The organism is Mesorhizobium sp. KACC 23794, from assembly GCF_052180275.1.
Classification (GTDB): domain Bacteria; phylum Pseudomonadota; class Alphaproteobacteria; order Rhizobiales; family Rhizobiaceae; genus Kumtagia.
Window position 1 is genome coordinate 1,220,808 of the sequence record NZ_CP197465.1, and the last position, 19,552, is coordinate 1,240,359.

Annotated in this window: 22 protein-coding genes; 3 read left to right on the forward strand and 19 right to left on the reverse strand. The window is 65.1% G+C overall.

Translation table 11 applies throughout. The annotated features are described in order from the left end of the window. Positions 1-79: 79 nt before the first annotated feature. From atpD to ACSBOB_RS06195, 11 genes are all read right to left on the reverse strand, one after another. Positions 80-1,597 carry a F0F1 ATP synthase subunit beta gene (gene atpD / locus ACSBOB_RS06145; protein ID WP_442581571.1) on the reverse strand — a complete coding sequence of 506 codons (1,518 nt, stop codon included), beginning with the start codon at positions 1,595-1,597 and terminating at the stop codon, positions 80-82. A 55-nt stretch (positions 1,598-1,652) separates the two neighbouring features. Then, positions 1,653-1,982, reverse strand: a complete 330-nt coding sequence (locus ACSBOB_RS06150) for a hypothetical protein (RefSeq protein WP_442581572.1) — start codon at positions 1,980-1,982, stop codon at positions 1,653-1,655. A gap of 13 nt (positions 1,983-1,995) precedes the next feature. Continuing rightward, positions 1,996-2,874 carry a F0F1 ATP synthase subunit gamma gene (locus tag ACSBOB_RS06155; protein ID WP_442581573.1) on the reverse strand — a complete coding sequence of 293 codons (879 nt, stop codon included), beginning with the start codon at positions 2,872-2,874 and terminating at the stop codon, positions 1,996-1,998. Between the two features lie 24 nt (positions 2,875-2,898). Then, the gene (gene atpA, locus ACSBOB_RS06160; RefSeq protein WP_442581574.1) at positions 2,899-4,428 is read right to left on the reverse strand and encodes a F0F1 ATP synthase subunit alpha; all 1,530 of its coding nucleotides are present in this window, start codon (positions 4,426-4,428) and stop codon (positions 2,899-2,901) included. Continuing rightward, positions 4,428-4,988 (reverse strand): F0F1 ATP synthase subunit delta, encoded by a 561-nt coding sequence (locus tag ACSBOB_RS06165; protein ID WP_442581575.1) that lies wholly within the window; start codon positions 4,986-4,988, stop codon positions 4,428-4,430. The genes atpA and ACSBOB_RS06165 overlap by 1 nt, the downstream gene beginning before the upstream one ends. Positions 4,989-5,224: 236 nt before the next feature. Then, positions 5,225-5,623 carry an AGROH133_08824 family phage infection protein gene (locus ACSBOB_RS06170; protein WP_442581576.1) on the reverse strand — a complete coding sequence of 133 codons (399 nt, stop codon included), beginning with the start codon at positions 5,621-5,623 and terminating at the stop codon, positions 5,225-5,227. Positions 5,624-5,701: 78 nt separating this feature from the next. Beyond that, positions 5,702-6,352 carry a methyltransferase family protein gene (locus tag ACSBOB_RS06175; RefSeq protein ID WP_442581577.1) on the reverse strand — a complete coding sequence of 217 codons (651 nt, stop codon included), beginning with the start codon at positions 6,350-6,352 and terminating at the stop codon, positions 5,702-5,704. Between the two features lie 173 nt (positions 6,353-6,525). Further along, positions 6,526-6,885, reverse strand: a complete 360-nt coding sequence (locus tag ACSBOB_RS06180; RefSeq protein ID WP_442581578.1) for a type II toxin-antitoxin system RelE/ParE family toxin — start codon at positions 6,883-6,885, stop codon at positions 6,526-6,528. Next, positions 6,882-7,145: a type II toxin-antitoxin system ParD family antitoxin gene (locus tag ACSBOB_RS06185; protein WP_442581579.1), complete on the reverse strand. Its 264-nt coding sequence runs from the start codon at positions 7,143-7,145 to the stop codon at positions 6,882-6,884. Before ACSBOB_RS06185 ends, ACSBOB_RS06180 begins: the two co-directional genes overlap by 4 nt. A gap of 64 nt (positions 7,146-7,209) precedes the next feature. Further along, positions 7,210-9,390 carry a primosomal protein N' gene (locus ACSBOB_RS06190; protein ID WP_442581580.1) on the reverse strand — a complete coding sequence of 727 codons (2,181 nt, stop codon included), beginning with the start codon at positions 9,388-9,390 and terminating at the stop codon, positions 7,210-7,212. Positions 9,391-9,451: 61 nt separating this feature from the next. Continuing rightward, complete coding sequence (locus ACSBOB_RS06195) at positions 9,452-10,348, reverse strand: NAD(P)-dependent oxidoreductase (protein WP_442581581.1); 897 nt, start codon at positions 10,346-10,348, stop codon at positions 9,452-9,454. 304 nt (positions 10,349-10,652) lie between these two features. On the opposite strand from ACSBOB_RS06195, the gene ACSBOB_RS06200 reads away from it, so the two are divergent. Continuing rightward, the gene (locus tag ACSBOB_RS06200; RefSeq protein ID WP_442581582.1) at positions 10,653-11,267 is read left to right on the forward strand and encodes a thermonuclease family protein; all 615 of its coding nucleotides are present in this window, start codon (positions 10,653-10,655) and stop codon (positions 11,265-11,267) included. Positions 11,268-11,331: 64 nt separating this feature from the next. Here ACSBOB_RS06200 and ACSBOB_RS06205 read toward each other — a convergent pair whose 3' ends face one another. The 3 genes from ACSBOB_RS06205 to ACSBOB_RS06215 form a co-directional block, all read right to left on the reverse strand. Continuing rightward, positions 11,332-11,781: a PIN domain-containing protein gene (locus ACSBOB_RS06205; RefSeq protein WP_442581583.1), complete on the reverse strand. Its 450-nt coding sequence runs from the start codon at positions 11,779-11,781 to the stop codon at positions 11,332-11,334. Continuing rightward, on the reverse strand, positions 11,781-12,020 hold the full coding sequence (locus tag ACSBOB_RS06210; RefSeq protein WP_442581584.1) for a type II toxin-antitoxin system Phd/YefM family antitoxin: 240 nt from the start codon (positions 12,018-12,020) through the stop codon (positions 11,781-11,783). The genes ACSBOB_RS06205 and ACSBOB_RS06210 overlap by 1 nt, the downstream gene beginning before the upstream one ends. Before the next feature lie 127 nt (positions 12,021-12,147). Continuing rightward, positions 12,148-13,644, reverse strand: a complete 1,497-nt coding sequence (locus ACSBOB_RS06215) for a CoA-acylating methylmalonate-semialdehyde dehydrogenase (RefSeq protein ID WP_442581585.1) — start codon at positions 13,642-13,644, stop codon at positions 12,148-12,150. 262 nt (positions 13,645-13,906) lie between these two features. Here ACSBOB_RS06215 and ACSBOB_RS06220 point away from each other — a divergent pair, with 262 nt between their 5' ends. Both ACSBOB_RS06220 and ACSBOB_RS06225 read left to right on the forward strand, forming a co-directional pair. Further along, on the forward strand, positions 13,907-14,788 hold the full coding sequence (locus ACSBOB_RS06220; protein ID WP_442581586.1) for a LysR family transcriptional regulator: 882 nt from the start codon (positions 13,907-13,909) through the stop codon (positions 14,786-14,788). 112 nt (positions 14,789-14,900) lie between these two features. Then, the gene (locus tag ACSBOB_RS06225; protein WP_442581587.1) at positions 14,901-15,608 is read left to right on the forward strand and encodes an N-acetylmuramoyl-L-alanine amidase; all 708 of its coding nucleotides are present in this window, start codon (positions 14,901-14,903) and stop codon (positions 15,606-15,608) included. A 149-nt stretch (positions 15,609-15,757) separates the two neighbouring features. Here the strand turns inward: ACSBOB_RS06225 and ACSBOB_RS06230 are convergent, their stop codons facing one another. The 5 genes from ACSBOB_RS06230 to ACSBOB_RS06250 all read right to left on the reverse strand — a co-directional run bounded on the left by ACSBOB_RS06230 (position 15,758) and on the right by ACSBOB_RS06250 (position 19,552). After that, entirely contained in the window at positions 15,758-16,825 is a 1,068-nt protein-coding gene (locus tag ACSBOB_RS06230; protein ID WP_442581588.1) for a hypothetical protein, read from the reverse strand. Continuing rightward, positions 16,822-17,955, reverse strand: a complete 1,134-nt coding sequence (locus tag ACSBOB_RS06235) for a cache domain-containing protein (RefSeq protein WP_442581589.1) — start codon at positions 17,953-17,955, stop codon at positions 16,822-16,824. The genes ACSBOB_RS06230 and ACSBOB_RS06235 overlap by 4 nt, the downstream gene beginning before the upstream one ends. 139 nt (positions 17,956-18,094) lie before the next feature. Continuing rightward, on the reverse strand, positions 18,095-18,850 hold the full coding sequence (locus ACSBOB_RS06240; protein ID WP_442581590.1) for a bestrophin-like domain: 756 nt from the start codon (positions 18,848-18,850) through the stop codon (positions 18,095-18,097). A 151-nt stretch (positions 18,851-19,001) separates the two neighbouring features. Continuing rightward, a complete protein-coding gene (locus ACSBOB_RS06245; RefSeq protein ID WP_442581591.1) occupies positions 19,002-19,202 on the reverse strand; it encodes a hypothetical protein in 201 nt (66 codons plus the stop codon). A gap of 140 nt (positions 19,203-19,342) precedes the next feature. Next, positions 19,343-19,552, reverse strand: coding sequence for a cold-shock protein (locus ACSBOB_RS06250; protein WP_396646915.1), 210 nt, complete (start codon positions 19,550-19,552; stop codon positions 19,343-19,345).

Below are 19,552 nucleotides of genomic sequence, written 5' to 3' on the forward strand. Positions count from 1 at the left end.
TAGCGAATAGCGAATAGAAGTCGCTGTCAGCGTTCGCAAAAATCCCTATTCGCTACTCCCTATTCGCTATTCGCTTCTATCAGGCCGCTTCCGCCGCCAGGCGCTGCGCCTTCGCGACCGCTTCCTCGATGCCGCCGACCATGTAGAAGGCGGCTTCGGGGAGGTGGTCGTATTCGCCGTTCACGAGGCCCTTGAAGCCCTTGATGGTGTCGGCGAGGTCGACCAGCTTGCCCGGCGAGCCGGTGAACACTTCGGCCACGAAGAACGGCTGCGACAGGAAGCGCTCGATCTTGCGAGCGCGCGCCACGGTCAGCTTGTCCTCTTCCGAAAGCTCGTCCATGCCCAGGATGGCGATGATGTCCTGCAGCGACTTGTAGCGCTGCAAGGTCTGCTGCACCTGGCGGGCGACCTGGTAGTGCTCGTCGCCGACGACCAGCGGGTCGAGCATGCGCGAGGTCGAGTCCAGCGGATCGACGGCGGGATAGATGCCCTTCTCGGCGATCGAGCGGTTCAGCGTCGTCGTCGCGTCAAGGTGCGCGAAGGACGTCGCCGGCGCCGGGTCGGTCAAGTCGTCGGCGGGCACGTAGATCGCCTGCACCGAGGTGATCGAGCCGGTCGTCGTCGTCGTGATGCGCTCCTGCAGCGCGCCCATGTCCGTCGCCAGCGTCGGCTGGTAACCCACCGCCGAAGGGATACGGCCGAGCAGCGCCGACACTTCCGAACCCGCCTGGGTGAAGCGGAAGATGTTGTCGACGAAGAACAGCACGTCCTGGCCCTGGTCGCGGAAATATTCGGCCACCGTCAAGCCGGTGAGGCCGACGCGGGCGCGGGCGCCCGGCGGCTCGTTCATCTGGCCATAGACCAGCGCAGCCTTCGAGCCCTCGCCGCCGCCCTTCTTGTTGACGCCGGATTCGATGAACTCGTGATAGAGGTCGTTGCCCTCGCGGGTGCGCTCGCCGACGCCGGCGAACACCGAGTAGCCGCCATGCGCCTTGGCGATGTTGTTGATCAGTTCCTGGATCAGCACGGTCTTGCCGACGCCGGCGCCGCCGAACAGTCCGATCTTGCCGCCCTTGGCGTAAGGAGCCAAGAGGTCGATGACCTTGATGCCGGTGATCAGGATCGCCGCTTCCGTCGACTGGTCGATATAGGCGGGGGCGGGGGCGTGAATCGGGCGCATCTCGATCGCGTCGACCGGGCCTTCCTCGTCGACCGGCTCGCCGATGACGTTGATGATGCGGCCGAGCATGCCCGGGCCGACCGGAACCAGGATCGGCCCCCCGGTATCGGTCACCGCCTGGCCGCGCACCAGACCTTCGGTGGAGTCCATGGCGATGCAGCGCACAGTGTTCTCGCCGAGATGCTGGGCGACTTCGAGCACGAGGCGGTTGCCGACGTTCTCGGTCTCCAGCGCGTTCAGGATCGCCGGCAGGTTGTCTTCGAACTGCACGTCGACGACGGCGCCGATGACCTGCCGGACTTTTCCGGTTGCGCCCGCGGCAGATGCCTTGACCGCTGCCGTCTTCGGCGCAGCCGCCTTTGCCGGTGCGGCTTTCGCGGCCGCGGCCGGTGCCTTGGGGGTCGCTGCTTTCGCCATGTTACCTCTATCCTTCCGACATTGGCGCCGAAACGCCGCATTTCTCTCGTGACGCCTAGGCGTCGATCTGCTTCAAAAGTTCTTCGATCCGCTTCAGCCGCTGATCGGTGGCGTTGCTTTGATCTTCCAGCCGCTCGATGCGAGCCGTGTAGCTGTCAGATCGCGTCTCCAGCCGATCGGTTCGCCTGTGAAAGGAGCCCATGGAGATTTGAATCTGCCCAACCGATGACTGCAGGTTGGCGAACGCAGTCCCAAATTGCCCTACGCCCTGTTCGAGCCCTGACAAACGCAACTTCACGTCCGATAGCTCTTCTTCCATATGCTCCTGCGACGCACGAATGCGTCGAAGGAGTTCAAGCACCAGATTTGTCGTATCTTCGGTCATGCCCTCGAATTTATCACAGCGCCTCGGCGCCCGAAATGATCTCGATGAGTTCCTTGGTGATCTGCGCCTGGCGCTGGCGGTTGTAGGTGATCGACAGCTTGTTGATCATGTCGCCGGCGTTGCGTGTCGCATTGTCCATGGCGCTCATCTTGGCGCCCATCTCGCCGGCCGCGTTCTCAAGCAGCGCGCGAAAGATCTGGACGGCGATGTTGCGCGGGATGAGGTCGGAGAGGATTTCACCCGGCTCAGGCTCGTATTCGTAGACGGCGGAGCCGTCGCCGCTGGCCACGTCGGTGGGCAACGCCGCCGGGATAAGCTGCTGCGCGGTCGGAATCTGCGAGATCACCGACTTGAACTGCGAATAGAACAGCGTCGCGACGTCGAACTGGCCTTCGCCGAAGAGGTGGATGATTTTTTTTGCGATCGCGTCGGCATTGACGAAGCCGAGCGTCTTGACCTCGCGCAGGTCGACGCGGTCGATGATCAGGTTGCCGTAGTCGCGGCGAAGGATGTCGAAACCCTTCTTGCCGACGCAGATGATCTTCACCTGCTTGCCGGCGGCAAGCAGCTTGCGGATATGGTCGCGCGCGAAACGCGCGATCTGGCTGTTGAAGCCGCCGCACAGGCCGCGCTCGGCGGTGCAGACGACGAGCAGATGCACGTCGTCCTTTCCGGTGCCGGCCATCAGCGCCGGGGCGTCGCCGCCACCGCCCACCGCCTGGGTGATGTTCGACAGCACCGCCGCCATGCGCTGCGAATACGGACGCGCGGCTTCGGCCGCCTCCTGCGCGCGGCGCAGCTTCGCCGCGGCGACCATCTGCATCGCCTTGGTGATCTTCTGCGTCGCCTTAACCGAGGCGATGCGGTTGCGTAGGTCCTTTAGCGAAGCCATGTCGCCGGTCCGTTCCCGTCCGCCTTACGCGAAGGCTTTGGCGAAGGCGTCGATCTGCGCCTTGAGTTTTCCGCGAAGCTCGTCCGAAAGCGCCTTCTCGGTGCGGATCGCATCGAGCACGGCCTTGCCGTCCGAGCGCATATGGGCCAGCAGCCCCTGCTCGAACTTGCCGACCTGGTTGACGGCAAGCTTGTCGAGATAGCCGTTGACGCCGGCGAAGATCACCGCAACCTGCTCTTCGGTCTTCAGCGGCGAAAACTGCGGCTGCTTCAGCAGTTCGGTCAGGCGGGCGCCGCGGTTGAGCAGGCGCTGCGTGGCGGCGTCGAGGTCGGAGCCGAACTGCGCGAAGGCGGCCATCTCGCGATACTGGGCGAGTTCACCCTTGATCGAGCCGGCAACCTGCTTCATCGCCTTGATCTGCGCCGACGAACCGACGCGCGACACCGACAGGCCGACGTTCACTGCCGGGCGGATGCCCTGGAAGAACAGGTTGGTCTCGAGGAAGATCTGGCCGTCGGTGATCGAGATCACGTTGGTCGGGATATAGGCCGAAACGTCGTTGGCCTGCGTCTCGATGACCGGCAGGGCCGTCAGCGAGCCGTTGCCCTCTTCGTCGTTGAGCTTGGCGGCGCGCTCGAGCAGGCGGCTATGCAGATAGAACACGTCCCCGGGATAGGCTTCGCGGCCCGGCGGGCGGCGCAGCAGCAGCGACATCTGGCGGTAGGCGACGGCCTGCTTCGACAGATCGTCATAGCCGATCAGCGCGTGCTGGCCGTTGTCGCGGAAATATTCGCCCATGGTGCAGGCGGTGAACGGCGCCAGGAACTGCATGGGAGCCGGGTCCGACGCGGTGGCGGCGACGATGATCGAATATTCGAGCGCGCCGCGCTCTTCCAGGATCTTCACGAACTGCGCGACGGTCGAGCGCTTCTGCCCGATGGCGACATAGACGCAATAGAGCTTCTCGCTCTCGGGGCCGCTCTCGTGAACCGCCTTCTGGTTCAGGATGGTGTCGAGGATGATGGCGGTCTTGCCGGTCTGGCGGTCGCCGATGACCAGCTCGCGCTGGCCGCGGCCGACCGGGATCAGCGCGTCGATGGCCTTGAGGCCGGTCGACATCGGCTCGTGCACCGACTTGCGCGGGATGATGCCAGGCGCCTTGACGTCGACGCGCTTGCGCTCGACGGCGACGATCGGGCCCTTGCCGTCGATCGGGTTGCCGAGGGCGTCGACGACGCGGCCGAGCAGGCCGGGGCCGACCGGGGCGTCGACGATCGCGCCGGTGCGCTTGACGGTGTCGCCTTCCTTGATGTCGCGGTCGTTGCCGAAGATGACGACGCCGACATTGTCGGCTTCGAGGTTCAGCGCCATGCCGCGGATGCCGCCGGGGAATTCGACCATCTCACCGGCCTGGACATTGTCCAAGCCGTAGACGCGGGCGATGCCGTCGCCGACCGAGAGAACCTGACCGACCTCGGAGACCTCGGCTTCCTTGCCGAAATTCTTGATCTGGTCCTTAAGGATTGCGGAGATTTCCGCGGCGCGGATGTCCATCAGCCGACCTCTTTCAGTGCAAGCTTGAGCGAGTTGAGTTTTGTTCTGAGCGACGTATCGATCTGGCGCGAGCCGAGCTTGACGACGAGGCCGCCGAGCAGGGTGGGATCGACAGTGACGGCGATCGACACGTCCTTGCCGGCCACGCCCTTCAGCGCCGCCTTGAGTTCGGTCTCCTGGGCCGCCGTCAGCGCATGCGCGGACGTGACCTCGGCGGCGACCTCGCCGCGGGCCGCTGCGGCGATGCGGCGGAACGCCTTGATCATTGCCGGCACGGCAAACAGGCGGCGGTTTTTCGCGACGACCTTTAGGAAGCTGCCGACGAGGCCGGTAATGCCAGCGGCATCGAGGATGGCGGAGATCGCCTTGAATTGTTCGTCCGCCGAGAAGACCGGGCTCCTGATCATGCGGGACAGATCCTCGCTGCCCGACAGCATCTCTTCGAAGCGGCTGAGGTCGGCTTCAACCTGCGGCACGACATTCGCCTCTGCGGCGAGATCGTGCAGGGAAGCGGCGTAACGTTCGGCGACACCGGAGACTGGCGAGCTGGACTTGGCCACGGACGGTCTTTTCTCTTGGTCTGAGAGGCCACGAGATTATCGGCGCGAGTGCTGGACTCTGGCTAAATCTTTGGCCTTATTGCATTTTTCCTGTCGACCGACCCGCGCAAGGCGCTCCCCCGTCCGACAGTCGTCCGCCGTCTAGCATACGCATACGAACACCGCAACACGTTGCCTGGCATGGTTCAGAACAGATTGTCGCAGTTTGCGGGCGTGGCCGGCGGGCCGCGCCGGATTCACGGCACGAGGCCGAAAGCGAAGCCCAGGGGAAGCGCGGCGAGCACAACTTCGACGATCAGCGACGTCCAGTTGTAGATCGTGTTGCCGCGGTCCGACAGCATCGAGACGAGGCGTCCGAACGCGGTGAACAGCCACGACACGCCGAGCGCCATGTAGAGGAAAGGCTGGGCGCCGAGCAGCACGCAGCAAAGGCCCAGGCCGAGGTAGAAGCCAGCCATGGTGGCGCGCGCTTCCGACACGGCTTCCGGATGCGCTTCCGTGGTCTGCAGGCGCAGGATGCGCAGCGAGATGCGCGGCGCGAAGAACAGCAGCAGCCCGAACAGCACGGTGACAGCCGCGCTCGACCACGCCAGCCACTCGCCGTTGGTCATCGGCCACGGAAATGCCAGTTCCACGATGTTCCCCTCGGTCGCGAATCGCCGTCAAAAGACTACCGGATGCGTCACGGCCTGTCGCGGTGAACAAACAGCGCGTCAGGGAAGGTTGAACAGCATCGGCAGGTAGCCTGCATTTTCCTTCAGATACTCCATCATCTCTACGGCTGGAAGCGCCGAGATGAAGAGTAACCCGTCGAGAAAGGTACGCCTGAGGGCAGAGGGTGAGAACGCGACTTCGTCCGGCTCCCGATACAGCGAAGGCCTTGGCCAGAAAACCGGTGTCCGGCTTGCGTAGCTGCGATACCGGTCGCCGAACAGCGTCTCGAGATGTCTTGCCTCCTTTCCGGCGGTCACGACGAGCACAAGATAGGCGGCGAGGCCGAGAACGAGCGTCACCACCAGCGATCCGATGAAAAGCCCAATGCCCATGGCGCCTACCACGGAGAAGAAATAGAGCGGATTGCGCGTCATGGAATAAGGGCCGACCGTGACCAGGTCCCGGTTCTTCCTCGATCCTATATAGAGGATGCTCCACATGCGACCGACGACGCATAGCAGCACCAGCGCAACACCGATCTTTTCGATTGTGTCGCTGCCGTCCCCGGAGAACGCCGGGGCTGCCACGAGGATCGGTGCTGTGGACAACAGCGCGCCCGCCTGAAGCAATCGGATGCGGTTTTTCTGGTTTGCCGGAGGATGTGTCATGGGGTCTCGGGAAAAGTGAATGCAACCGGCATCCGTTTCCATTGAGGCATTTTTACGCCGGCGTTGCGACGGTGACTGTAACGAGAAGCTTTACTGGGCATCCAGCACCACCTCGTTTGCCGAGACCTGGTCTCCACACGACCTCGGCCTCGGCGAATTCGTCATTTCCTCGGCACGCGCACCGAGCCGCGCTAGTGGCGGGCGAAAACGGCCGCTTATTTTCTCCGGGTATCCATTGACGCGGACTTGACGCGCCTTGTTGGATCCATCCTGTCCGCCAGGACGCGCACGACGATCAACTCGTCCTCCCCGGTCGATGACACGCGGTAATAGATGACGTGACTGGCTCCACCCCGTCGCCTTGCCGCAAACTGCAGGTGAAACGACCGCATGCCCTGCCCGAGTTCGTCGCGAGCCTTCGATGCCGGGCGCTGCGGCTCGTCGGCAATTGCCTGGACGCCGGCCCGGATGACGGCGAGATAACGTTCGGCCTGCTTCGGTCCGAAAAGCCGGATCGAATTCGACAATGCGTGCAAAATGTCCTTGTCCGCCGGCTTGGTGTAGCGAACCCTCACAGACCGTTCTCGCGCAGCGCCGCCTGAAAGATATCGTCCAGCGTCCGCTCGGAAAACTCGCCGCGCTCGGCGGCGTCCAGGCCGACGCGCACCTCCTCGCGCAGAATGCGCAATTCCTCGTTCTCCATTTGCCGCTCGTGCTTCAGCAGACGCAAGGCATCCCGCACGACCTCGCTTGCCGAGACATAGTCTCCCCCATTCACCTCGGACTCGACGAATTTCGTCATTTCCTCGGTGAGGCTGACATTCATGGTCGGCATCGAAAAACTCCCTTAACGAGCCTCGAATCTACGGCCGAGCGGCGCGATTGTCAAAATTTGCCAATCACAGAAAGCTCTGTGGATCGATATCCACCTGCACCCTGACCGAGCCGCGCGGCTTCGGCCCGGCAGCCACCAGTGCGCGCAAAAAAGCCTGCATGTCGGATCTGCGCTCGCCGTGGGCCAGCAGGCGAAAACGGTGGCGGCCGGCGAGCAGCGCCAGCGGCGCCTCGGCCGGGCCGAGCAAGCTGATGTCCTTCGAAGGGGGCGCGGCGCGGCGCAGTTGCCTGGCGTGAGATTCCGCGTCGGCCTTTGTCTCGGCGCTGACGACGATGCCGGCCAGGCGGCCGAAGGGCGGCAAAGAGGAGCGCTCGCGCTCGGCGATCTCGCGCTCGTAGAAGGCCTCGGCGTCGCCGGAAACCAGCGCCCGCATCACCGGGTGGTCCGGCTGGAAGGTCTGCAGCAGGCCGACGCTCTTCTTGCCGGTGCGGCCGGCGCGACCGGTCACTTGGCTGAGAAGCTGAAACGTGCGCTCGGCGGCGCGCGGGTCACCGTTGGCGAGGCCGAGATCGGCGTCGACCACGCCGACCAGCGTCATGTTCGGGAAATTGTGGCCTTTTGCCACCAGTTGCGTGCCGATGACGATGTCGGCCTCGCCCTTGGCGATGGCGTCGAGCTCCAGCCGGAGCCGCTTGACGCCGCCAAGGATGTCGGAGGACAGCACGATGGTGCGCGCGTCGGGAAAATGGCCGACCACCTCCTCGGCGATGCGCTCGACGCCGGGGCCGCAGGCGGCGAGATGGTCGAAGGTTCCGCATTCCGGACAAACCTCTGGACGGTGCTCGTGATGGCCGCAATGGTGGCAGACAAGCTGGCCGCGAAAGCGGTGCTCGACCAGCCAGGCCGAGCAGGACGGGCACTGGAAGCGATGGCCGCAGACGCGGCAGAGCGTCAGCGGCGCATAGCCGCGGCGGTTGAGGAACAGCAGCGCCTGTTCGCCACGCTCCACGGTGCGGCGTACGCCGTCGACCAGCAGCGGTGACAAAAAACCGCCGCGCGCCGGCGGGGCGCGGCGCAGGTCGATGGCGCGGATGTTGGGCAAGGCCGCGTCGGCATAACGCGACGACAGCGCGATGCGTTCGTAGCGACCCTGGCTGGCGTTCACCCGGCTTTCCACCGAGGGCGTGGCGGAAGCGAGGATCGCCGGAAAGCCGCCGATATGGGCGCGCACCACCGCCATGTCGCGGGCGCTGTAGAAGACGCGGTCTTCCTGTTTGTAGGCGGGGTCGTGTTCCTCGTCGACGACGATCAGGCCAAGGTCGGGGAAGGGGAGGTATAGGGCCGAGCGCGCTCCGGCGACGACGCGCACCTGGCCCTCCGCCACCTGCCGCCAGACCTTTTCGCGCATGCGCGGCGGCACGTCGGAGTGCCACTCGGCCGGTTTGGCGCCGAAACGGTCCTGAAAGCGCTCAAGGAACGCCTGTGTGAGCGCGATCTCCGGCAGCAGGATCAGCACCTGTTTGCCGCGCTCGACCGCCGCGGCGACCGCCTCGAAATAGACCTCCGTCTTGCCGGAGCCGGTGACGCCGTCGATCAGCGTCACGCCGAATTTTCCCGCCTCGACTGTCCGGCGCAGCGCCGCCCCTGCCTCTTCCTGCTCGCCGCTCAACGCGTTCGTGCCATAGGAGGGGTCGGGCGCCGGCACCACCGGGCGCGGCGGGATCATCTCCATGGCCAGCACGCCTTGCGCCTTCAGCCCGTCGACGACGGTCGACGACACACCGGCCGCATGCGCCAGGCCGGAGCGTGTCCAGGCCAGCCCGTCATCGGCGAGTTCGAGAACGCGCGCCCGCGCATCGGTCATGCGGTCCGGCTCACTGCCCGTCTTGCGCAGACCCTCGATCCAGGGTTCGGGGTCGAATGCCTCCGGTGCGCGCAAGATCATGCGGGCGACCATGCCGGGCGCGGCCAAGGTATAACTTGCCACCCAGTCGACGAAGCGCCGCATCGGCTCGGGAACCGGCGGGCATTCGAAGACATGGTCGATCGGCCGTAGCTTTTTTGCGTCGACCGCGCCGCCCTGGCCGTCCCAGACAATGCCGGCCACCATGCGCGGCCCGAGCGGGATGCGCACGATCGAGCCCGGCTCGACCGTCATGCCTTCCGGAACGGCATATGTATAGGGCGCTTCCGCCGGCATAGGCACCAGCACAGGCACCGCGGCGGGCCGCGAATCTCGTTTCATGATTGCCGACCTTGCCCCAATTCGGGGTGCAAGGGGAAGGCCGGGCCGGCGGCCGGCCTGCTCAAACCTTGGTCAGGTCGACGCCGCTCAATCCAGCGACGATGTCCGAGAGTTTCGGCACGAAGTCGCTGCCATGGCCGGTCGACACCGCCATTGCGAAGCTGTTGCGCACCGCCGCGCCGACCGGATTGGGGAAATTCGCGGACTGCGCGAAGGAGGCGAGGTAGGTCATGTCCTTCAGCCCGTTGGCCAGCGCGAAGCGGTGGGCGTTCTCGTTGCGGTTGACCACGTAGTCGAAGAAGGTCTGGTAGAAGCCGCAATCCATGCGGCCGCCGCGGATCACGCTGTCGAAGGTCTTTGGCGACAGCCCCGCCTTGGCGCCGAGGGCCAGCGCCTCGGAATAGAGCGCGGCGTAGCCCATCGACAGGAAATTGTTGAGCAGCTTCATCGTGTGGCCCGTGCCGACTGGGCCAGTGTGGATGACGCGTCCGGCAAAGGCTTCCAGCACGGGCCGCGCGCGGGCGAGATCATCAGCCGATCCGCCGGCCATCACGTCCAGCGTGCCGTCCGCGGCTTCCTTCGGCGTGCGGCCGAGCGGCGCGTCGATCAGCGTGATGCCGCGCTCCTTCAACTCGGCCTCCAGGCGCACGGTGGAGGCCGGATCGGAGGTCGAGCAGTCGACGATCATCAGCTTCTTGCCGGCCGATGCCAGGCCGTTCGCTCCGTTGATCGCCTGCTCCACCTGCGGCGATCCGGTGACGCAGAGCACGACGATGTCGCTTTTGTCAGCCAGTTCGCGCGGCGTCTTCGCCTCGGATGCGCCGGCGGCGACCAGCCTGTCGACCGCCTCGCGCCTGCTGTGGGCGAGCACCGTCAGCGGCCAGCCCTTCTTCAATATGTTGGCGGCCATGCCCGCGCCCATATTGCCGAGACCGATGAAACCGATGCGCTCCTTCATGGCGTTTCTCCCTGCCGCTGCGAAAGCCAGACACCTATCCCTTTCGCCGGAATAGGCAAGTCCGCGCGCGGCCCCGTGTCGCGTTGGCGGATCGTTTACCGCGCGGCCATTCGGCGCTGTGAAACGTCGGCAAAGGGGTTTTCGGCGGCGCGGATCGGACTAGAATAGTTGGCTGGGATTGTCGCCGAATCCCCCCGGTCCGTCGCGTCGCGCCAGGCAGCACACTGTGATGCCGGTGGGATATCGTTCCTCGCGCGACCAGGCTTCGGACAGGGGATTTTGCGGCGCAGAGTGGAGCGGCGGCATGGGCCATCGTGTTTTCGTTTCGGGTCGTCGGGCTGCCGGGCTGCTGGCTGCGATGCTGGCCTTCGCCCTGCCTGGGCCTGTCCTGGCGCAAGGCACGGCCAAGTCGGGCGACATCCTCTGGTCCGACGCGCCCAAGCGCGTCGACAAGCAGAAGCAGGAGCTCGAACGGCTCCCGGCCACCAGCGCACAGAAGACCGAAGCGAAGGAGGAACGCTATCCGCTGCATCTCAAGCGTACGCTTCCCTATGTCGTCATCGACAGCGTCAGCTTCAAGCAGGAGGGGAAGAAGTACCGGCTCGCCGATCTCGACCCGGTGCCCGCCGCCAAGACCTGCAAGAATCCTGACGGGTTGCGTTGGGCCTGCGGGCTGAAGTCGCGCGTGGCGCTGAGCCGGCTGCTCCGGGCCAAGCCGATCCGCTGCGCGCCGCTCGGCGAGAAGGACGGTTTTGTCCTCGTCGAATGCGTGCGCAACGAGAAGGATCTGGGCGGGCAGATGGCGGCCGCCGGCTATGCGGTGATGTCTGCGGGCAAGGACCGCTACCGGACCGAGGAGGACGAGGCGCGCAGCAAGAAGAGCGGGGTTTGGGCGGAGGCGGCGACGGCTTCGAACTGAAGCCTGTGGACAGAGATTCCGCCGTCGAGGCGTACATGCGTATGTTGCGGCTTACTCCGTGAAATCACTTGCCTTCGAGCAGCGCCGCCATCAGCGGATGTGTTGCGGTCGCGAAAGGATTGACCACGGTCATGCCGCCCCAGTTGAATCCATCCTGCAGGTCTTCCGAAAGAAGCAGGCGGCAGCCGGCTCGCGCCGCACTGCAGACGACTACGGAGTCCCAGATGGTGAGATTGTGGTCGGTAGCGAGATCGGCGGCCGTCGTAAATCCGTCCGCCGTCGTATCGACAACCGAAAAGGCCTCGGTCCATCTCTCGATCCGTTGACGCGCATATGGTTTCGAATAGCCGCCGCGACGCGTCAACACGTTATAGAGTTCGCCAAGGACGTGTACTGGAACGAAAGTATCGTCGGGAGAGAGACGCTCGATCAGTTGAAGCGCCTGTTGATGACGCTCCCTGTCATTGATGCCTTCAGCATAAACGAGAATATTGGTGTCGAGGCCAACTTTCATCAATCGTCGTACAGATCGTCACGCGTCCAAGGTTCGGCATGAACAATGCGGCGGGTTTTGAGTTCTGCGATCAGCCTCCGCTTCGCGTCTTCCCGAGCGCTGCGATCTTCATCGACCGGCACGATCCGCGCGACCGGCCTTCCGTGGCTGGTCACGGTATAGCTGTTGCCTTCGCGTACGCCGCGCAGAAGCCGCGAGAATTCGCGGTTTGCATCTGCGGCCGATATCGTCTCTTCCATGATGCGACCAACAAGTAGTGATATTACCTACATACTGTCGATGCGTTTTTTGATCAAGCCGCAAGCAAAATAGAGAGCGGCCCGACGGGCCGCGCTCCTTCGTTCAAGCCAGAGATGAGGCGTGGTCTCAGTTCATCGTCGGGATGACGAACTCCGCGCCTTCCTTGACGCCGGAGGGCCAGCGCGAGGTGACGGTCTTGGTCTTGGTGTAGAAGCGGAAGGCGTCCGGGCCGTGCTGGTTCAGGTCGCCGAAGCCGGAGCCCTTCCAGCCGCCGAAGGTATAATAGGCGATCGGAACCGGGATCGGAACGTTGATGCCCACCATGCCGACCTGCACCTTGGAGGCGAAGTCGCGGGCGGCGTCGCCGTCGCGGGTGAAGATCGCCACGCCGTTGCCCATCTCGTGGTCATTCGGCAGCTTCAGCGCCTCCTCGTAGTTCTTGGCGCGGACCACCGAGAGAACGGGGCCAAAAATCTCTTCCTTGTAGATGCGCATGTCGGCGGTCACGTCGTCGAACAGGCAGCCGCCCATGTAGTAGCCGTTCTCGTAACCCTGCATCTTGAAGTTGCGGCCGTCGACGACCAGCTTCGCGCCTTCCTTGATGCCGGTGTCGACGTAACCCTTGATGCGCTCCAGTGCCTGGGCGGTGACGACCGGGCCGAAATCGGCAGAGCTGTCGGTCGAGGGGCCGACCTTCAGGCTTTCGACGCGCGGGATCAGCTTTTCCATCAGGCGGTCGGCGGTATCCTTGCCGACCGGCACGGCCACCGAGATCGCCATGCAGCGCTCGCCGGCCGAGCCGTAGCCGGCGCCGATCAACGCATCGACCGTCTGGTCCATGTCGGCGTCAGGCATGATGATCATGTGGTTCTTGGCGCCGCCAAAACACTGCACGCGCTTGCCGCTCGCCGTGCCGCGCGAATAGATATAGTGCGCGATCGGCGTCGAGCCAACGAAGCCGATGGCCTTGATGTCGTGGTCGTCGAGGATGGCGTCGACCACGTCCTTGTCGCCGTTGACGACGTTCAGGATGCCGGCGGGCAGGCCGGCCTCGATGAACAGTTCCGCGATGCGCAGCGGCACGCCGGGGTCACGCTCCGAGGGCTTCAGGATGAAGGCGTTGCCGCAGGCGATCGCCGGTGCGATCTTCCACAGCGGGATCATGGCGGGGAAATTGAACGGCGTGATGCCGGCGACCACGCCGAGTGCCTGGCGCATGGAATAGACGTCGATGCCGGGGCCGGCGCCGTCGGTGAACTCGCCCTTCATCATGTGCGGCGCGCCGATGCAGACTTCCACCACTTCCAGCCCGCGCTGGATGTCGCCCTTGGCGTCGGCGATCGTCTTGCCGTGCTCGCGGGCGAGGATGTCGGCGAGCGAATCGTACTCGCGGTTGGCGAGCTCCAGGAACTTCATGAGCACGCGCACGCGGCGCTGCGGGTTGGTGGCGGCCCAGGCCGGCTGCGCGGCCTTAGCGTTCTCGACGGCGGCGCGAAGCTCGGCCTTGGAGGCCAGCGCCACGGTGCCGCGCACCGTACCGTCCATCGGCTGCATCACGTCTTGGCTGCGGCCGCTGGTTCCGGCGACACGCTTGCCGCCGATGAAATGCCCATACTCGATCATGGTTTCTCTCCCTTGTCGTATGCTCGCATTGTCCCGCTTCTGCGGGCAAATGGCAACGCGAGGGGAATCGCAGCCGTTGTGCGGGGAATAAATAACAAATGACAGCGGGACAGCATTTGATGCAAAGATGGATCATAATGGCAGAGCGCGGTCGGCGAAATCCGGGGACAGTTTACTTAATTCCCAGCGGAGACCGTCGCGACCGGAGGCACCCGGAATTAAGTAACCTGTCCCCGGATTTCCTACCTTGCAGGCTCGTCCCATGAACTGGGATGACGTGCGCATCTTTCTCGCCGTCGCCCGCGCCGGGCAGATCCTTGGCGCGGCGCGGCGGCTCGATCTCAACCACGCCACCGTGTCGCGGCGCGTCGCAGCGCTTGAGGAGGCGCTTGGCGCAAAACTGTTCCGCAGGCTCACCACCGGCAGCGAGCTGACGCCGGCGGGCGAGCGTTTTCTCGCCGTCGCCGAGCGCATGGAAACCGAGATGCTCGTCGCCCGTTCGGAGATTTCCGGCGAGGGCGAGGATGTATCGGGCACGGTGCGCATCGGCGCGCCGGACGGGTTCGGCGTCGCCTTCCTCGCGCCGCGACTCGGCGATCTCACCGCGCAGCATCCGGAGCTGAAAATCCAGCTCGTGCCGGTGCCGCGCTCCTTCTCGCTGTCGCGGCGCGAGGCCGATATCGCCATCACCACCGAGCGCCCCAGCGAGGGCCGGCTGGTGGCGGTCAAGCTGGTCGACTACACGCTTGGTCTGTTCGCCTCGAAGACCTATGCCGAGGCCAACGGCCTGCCGGCTTCCGCCGCCGACCTGTCCGCCCATCGGCTCGTCGGCTACGTGCCCGATCTGGTCATCAATCCGTCGCTCGACTATGCGGCCGAGTTCAGCCCCGGCTGGAGCGCGGGCTTCATGATTTCTTCCGCACTGGGCCAGGCCGAGGCGGTGCGCTCCGGCGCCGGCATCGGCATCCTGCATACCTTCATCGCGCGGGCCATGCCGGACCTCGTCGCCGTCGCGTCGGTCCCGCCGATCCGGCGCGCCTACTGGCTGGTCTATCACGAATCGGTACGGCCGCTACGCCGCGTCCAGGCGGTAGCCGGCTTCATCACCAAGGCGGTGGAACGGGACAAGACGCTGTTCGTGTGAGCGCGGAGCCGTCAAGCGTTGCAAAAATCGCGTCGATGCGGAAAATAATCCTAGAATACCTCCCTGATAAGTTGTATGTTGAATTTTCACAACCTATCAGGGAGTTTTCGTCATGCCGAAATGCCCGTTTGCAGATTGGACTCCGATCAGCGGCCCGGTCGGGCCGTATGTGTCGGGTCCGTTCAAGATCGTCCATCACACGACCGAGGGACACAGCGCCAAGGACGCCATGAGCGCCTACAAGAAGAACAAAAGCGATCCGCATTTTACTGTCGATTCGAAGAAGATTTACCAGCATATCGACACCTCGCTGTCGGCGCGCTCGCTGCGCAATGCGCCCGGCGGGGTCCAGACCAACAAGGACGGCGCCGTCCAGATCGAGGTCGTCGGTTTCGCCCACCTGAAGAAGGACATGGACACGCTGACCAATGTGGCCAGGCTCTGCCGGTGGCTGGAAAACGCCCACAAGGTTCCGCAGAGCTGGCCGAACGGCCTGCCGAAAACGGCGACGCCGGCCGGCAAGGATCCGGGCGGCCACAACCGCAATGCGAAAAACTGGGACACCAAGGCCGGCCACTACGGCCATTCGCAGGTGCCGGAGAATACGCACTGGGATCCGGGCTACACCAAGGACGAAGTCAATTTCATCATGGAGGCCGACTTCGACGGCAAGGGCAAGCTGCTCGACGACAAGGTCGTGGCTGCGGCATACGACAGCATCTTCTCGTTCAAGCCGGTCAGTCTGGCCAACATCGCTTCCACCATGCCCGACCGCGACGAGCCGCACGCCGCCGAGATGGACGAATACCAGCTTTATTGACGGGACCGGCACGGGTAACGGCGGGGGCGATGAGGCCGGTCGAGCGACTGCCTTGGCAGCGTCGCCTCGTCATGCGCTTCGACATCGGCCGGGAAGATCGCCCGGCCGATGGGACTTCAGGGCGGCAGGTCGACGCGACGTCCGCCGCGTCAGGCCAGCGCCACCAGGATGATCGAGGCGGCGGTGGTCAGCACCAGCAGCGGGATCGCCCAGACCAGGAACAGGTAGAACTGCTCCTGCACATAGACGCCGAAGGCCCGCTCGACGACGCGGAAGCGGAACAGCAGCACGTTGACCGCGAGGCTCACCGCAAGCGTCACATAATTCAGCGCGAACAGCCGGTTGATCGGGTTGTCGCCGCTCTCCAGAACCTCGTAGACCGAGTTGACGGTAAAATTCAGCGCGATCACCGCGAACAGACCACCGATGATGATGTTGACCAGTTCGAACGTCTCGATCTGGAAGGCGCCGTCCTCGACGCGGTTCAGCCAGATGGCAAGCAGCGGGATCAGCAGCGACGCCAGCAGCGGAATGAAGATTGAGGCGATGATCGGCCCGGGATCGCGGACCGCGCCGAGCGAGGCGGTGATCGCGGCGTGCGAGGCGCCGTACCAGCCCGGCTGCTCCGTCACCGCGAGATTGACGAAGCGCAGCGACCATCCGTCGAGCCGCGCCCCGGCGTCCGGCCGGCTGAAATCGAGGTCGTCCTGGTCGAAGGCCAGCACCGCCTGGTTGGCGGTCTGCGCCCGCAGCGCCAGGCGCACCTGCAGTTCCTGCCTGCCGAACGGGAAGCTCGACACGTCGTATTCTGTGGCGAATTCGCCGCTGATGCGCTTCAGCATCTCGACGCGCCCATCTGGGAAGATGCGCAACCCGATCTCGGCAGGCGCGGCCTCCGCCGCCTGGTTGGCGACCGCCGCATCGGGGATCCAGATGCGCTTCATCTCCTCCAGCGCGCCGTCGCCGCGCAGCACGCGCGGCGGATCGTTGGCTTCGGCCGCCGGCCGGCGCAGGCGCAGATCCTCCCAGCGCAGCCTGATGTCCACCGTCGCCTTGAAGGTCGCGGCGTTCTCGTCGAAGGCGGTCAACTCGACATAGCCGATCGCGGCCTTCACGCGCACCGGCAGCCCCTTGTCCATCGGCAGGCTCGTGTCGGCCAGCACCGACCCGGAAAACCCCAGCAGCAGCCAGGCGATGGCGACAAGGACGGCCCTCATGCCTGGCTCTTGGCGGTGCGTTTCGCGGCGACGCGGTCGTGCAGTTGGACCAGCGGCTGGAGTTCTGCGGGAAAGCGTTCCGCGCCCTCGATGGGCACCGAGGCCCCGCCGGAGGACAGGCCGACGAAACGGTTCACCACCACCTCCAGCGGCCGCAGCAGGAGGCCGCGGACGACGACGATGATGGCGCCGGCGAGAATGACGATGGCGAACACCGCAAGGCAGGCCTGCCAGGCCAGCGACCGGCCCGCCGCCGCGCGCGAGCCGGAGAAATCGCGGGCCGCCGCCACCACGCCGAGCGACTGGCCGGCGCCGTCCCGCAGCGGCACCAGCAGCACGCCGTACGGCACGCCCTGCGAGTCGCGCGCATAGGTGGCCGGCTCGTTGAGCGTCGAGATGTCGGCGTCGCCGGCGAGATCGCCCATCAGCGCCCCATTGGTGGTTTCCATGCGCACGAAGCGGCCGACGCGGTTCTGTTCGCTGAACACCGCCGGATCGATCGCCGTGGCGAAGTCGCGCAGCGATTTCTCCTCCACGAACAGCGAGAATTCCAGGCCGTAGGCGCTTTTCATCGCCACCAGCACCGCCCCGAAGTCCAGCCCGAATTCGACGCTGCCGGCGTGGTTGCCCTGCATGTCGGCGATCGGCGCGACGCCGAAGATCGCCGGGCCGCTGCGGGCGATCGCCAGCCCCTTGGCCGAGACGTGGTCGCGGTTCACCGCCACGACCATCGGCCGGAAGCGCGTCAGGTCGTCGCCGAACAAGGTCGGGTCCTGCAATCTCAGAAGCGAGGTCGCCGGCGGCACGTGGAACTGCACCTGGTCAACGCTGTGCCGTTCCTTCTGGCCGGCGAACATGGCGGCGAAATTGTCGAGCAACGCCTGCCGGTCACTTGCCGCCACCGCCTGCCGCGTCACCGGCAGCGCAGCCAGCAACTCGGCGCGCGCCAGCGCCTTGTTCTCGGCGTCGCGCAGCGCGGTGTCGAAGATCGCCTGCATCAGCTCGAACTGGCTTTTTTCGACCGCGTCGGTCAGGCCGCTGAACAGCCGCGCGGAAAGCAGGGTCAGCGCCGCCACGACGACGATCACCGTGGCGATCAACGCCGCGGGCGCACTCCTGCGAAACCTCATTGTTTTCCCGCTCCCCAATCTCCCGCAGGAGATGCCCCGATGTCCCGGCTAATTTCTGGCAGAGTTGCCGGGGCGGTTCAATCGGGGCGCGAGCCGCTTTCTTGCCGGTCCGCAGGGCGCGGTGCGGCAGGCTCGCCCCTCAGGTCTGTATCTCGGCAAAAAGGCGCTCCAGCGGCGCGGGTGAAACCCGGATCGGCCCGGCGAACGGCGCGTCCATGTCGAGGATCAGGTAGATCGAGGCGGAGATCAGCGCCGCGGAGACGACGAAGGTGCCGACCACCACGGCGTTGCGCGGCGCGCGATAGCCCAGGCTGGCGAAGATCGCCACCAGCCAGGTGACCAGGATTATTAGCAGCGGCTTGGGCAGGTCGCCTTCCGACTGCCCGATCAGCACCCAGCGCAGTTCCACGACCTTCTGCAGGTGCTGGCGCGCTTCCTGCCACAGCGCCGTCTTCTGCGCGTCGGGCGGGGTGATCGCGTCGAGCCTGTCGCCCACCGCATTCAGCAACTCCTCGGCTGTGCGGTCCGCTACCGTGTGCGGCTCCGCGCCCAGTGGGCCGTCGTTCATCACACGCTTGACGTAGTCGAACAGGGCCTGGCGCGCCGGCTCCGTTTCCGGCCCGTAGCGCCGCAGCGTCCTGTCCAGCAGGATCATTTCGGTAGCGAAGGCGTGGATGTTGGAGTCGATCGATTCGAAGGTGTTCTTGGCCGAGTTGATCGTCAGCCCCAGCACCAGCGAGGTCATCACCACGAAGATGTTGGCGACCACCCTGACCAGATTGTAGGTTTCGTCGTGACGATGGTGGAGCGGCAGCCTCTCATAGGTCGCGAGGCAACCCAGCGAGGCGGCCGACAGGCACAGGAAGATCAGGATCGCGACACCAATCTCGCCCATGACCCCCGCTGCCTGTCCCGAATGGCGCGCCCGTGTCCGCCGCAGCGGACGCAAGCGTCAGATCTAAAAAAGCAGTTCGAGCGCGGCGGGATTTGCCTGCCGCGCGGTTTTCCTCAGCGCGCCCTCATGGCCGGCCTCTTGGCTGCCAGGCCTATTTGGCGGGGCGACGTGCGCCGGGGGCTTTAGCGGGCTTTGCCACGGCAAGCGGGGCGTCGACCGCCTCCTGCGCCATGCGCAGCTTGCGCAGCCGGTCGGTCTTGGCGTCGCGCGCCTTGGATTCCGCGTCGGTGATCGTCTTGGCGGCGATGTTGGTGCGGGCGGCGCGATCGCGCTGATCGTCTTTGTTGTTCATTTTCATCGCCTTCGCGTTCCCTGGGGCCGGGTTGCCGACAGCCGGCGCGGAAAATAAAAAAGGGCCGGACCAGCCGACCCTCCCGTTCCATTTTGCTTAGGTGCCGGTACATCCGCGGTCACCATGCAGAAATGGGGATTTTAGGCAGCCGTGAGGCTGTCCGCCGACATCTTGCCGGACTTGCGGTCGCGAACGAGTTCGTAGCCGACCTTCTGGCCTTCGTTGAGGCTGCGCAGACCGGCGCGCTCGACAGCCGAGATGTGGACGAACACGTCCGCACCACCTTCATCAGGCTGAATGAAGCCAAAACCCTTGGTTCCGTTGAACCACTTTACAGTACCTGTGCTCAT

Coding starts and splice junctions, on each gene's coding strand:
- atpD (WP_442581571.1), bottom strand. CDS start 1,597: ATGGCGAAAGCAGCGACCCCCAAGGCACCGGCCGCGGCCGCGAAAGCC.
- ACSBOB_RS06150 (WP_442581572.1), bottom strand. CDS start 1,982: ATGACCGAAGATACGACAAATCTGGTGCTTGAACTCCTTCGACGCATT.
- ACSBOB_RS06155 (WP_442581573.1), bottom strand. CDS start 2,874: ATGGCTTCGCTAAAGGACCTACGCAACCGCATCGCCTCGGTTAAGGCG.
- atpA (WP_442581574.1), bottom strand. CDS start 4,428: ATGGACATCCGCGCCGCGGAAATCTCCGCAATCCTTAAGGACCAGATC.
- ACSBOB_RS06175 (WP_442581577.1), bottom strand. CDS start 6,352: ATGGAAACGGATGCCGGTTGCATTCACTTTTCCCGAGACCCCATGACA.
- ACSBOB_RS06185 (WP_442581579.1), bottom strand. CDS start 7,145: ATGCCGACCATGAATGTCAGCCTCACCGAGGAAATGACGAAATTCGTC.
- ACSBOB_RS06190 (WP_442581580.1), bottom strand. CDS start 9,390: ATGAAACGAGATTCGCGGCCCGCCGCGGTGCCTGTGCTGGTGCCTATG.
- ACSBOB_RS06195 (WP_442581581.1), bottom strand. CDS start 10,348: ATGAAGGAGCGCATCGGTTTCATCGGTCTCGGCAATATGGGCGCGGGC.
- ACSBOB_RS06200 (WP_442581582.1), top strand. CDS start 10,653: ATGGGCCATCGTGTTTTCGTTTCGGGTCGTCGGGCTGCCGGGCTGCTG.
- ACSBOB_RS06205 (WP_442581583.1), bottom strand. CDS start 11,781: ATGAAAGTTGGCCTCGACACCAATATTCTCGTTTATGCTGAAGGCATC.
- ACSBOB_RS06210 (WP_442581584.1), bottom strand. CDS start 12,020: ATGGAAGAGACGATATCGGCCGCAGATGCAAACCGCGAATTCTCGCGG.
- ACSBOB_RS06215 (WP_442581585.1), bottom strand. CDS start 13,644: ATGATCGAGTATGGGCATTTCATCGGCGGCAAGCGTGTCGCCGGAACC.
- ACSBOB_RS06220 (WP_442581586.1), top strand. CDS start 13,907: ATGAACTGGGATGACGTGCGCATCTTTCTCGCCGTCGCCCGCGCCGGG.
- ACSBOB_RS06225 (WP_442581587.1), top strand. CDS start 14,901: ATGCCGAAATGCCCGTTTGCAGATTGGACTCCGATCAGCGGCCCGGTC.
- ACSBOB_RS06230 (WP_442581588.1), bottom strand. CDS start 16,825: ATGAGGGCCGTCCTTGTCGCCATCGCCTGGCTGCTGCTGGGGTTTTCC.
- ACSBOB_RS06235 (WP_442581589.1), bottom strand. CDS start 17,955: ATGAGGTTTCGCAGGAGTGCGCCCGCGGCGTTGATCGCCACGGTGATC.
- ACSBOB_RS06240 (WP_442581590.1), bottom strand. CDS start 18,850: ATGGGCGAGATTGGTGTCGCGATCCTGATCTTCCTGTGCCTGTCGGCC.
- ACSBOB_RS06245 (WP_442581591.1), bottom strand. CDS start 19,202: ATGAACAACAAAGACGATCAGCGCGATCGCGCCGCCCGCACCAACATC.
- ACSBOB_RS06250 (WP_396646915.1), bottom strand. CDS start 19,552: ATGAGCACAGGTACTGTAAAGTGGTTCAACGGAACCAAGGGTTTTGGC.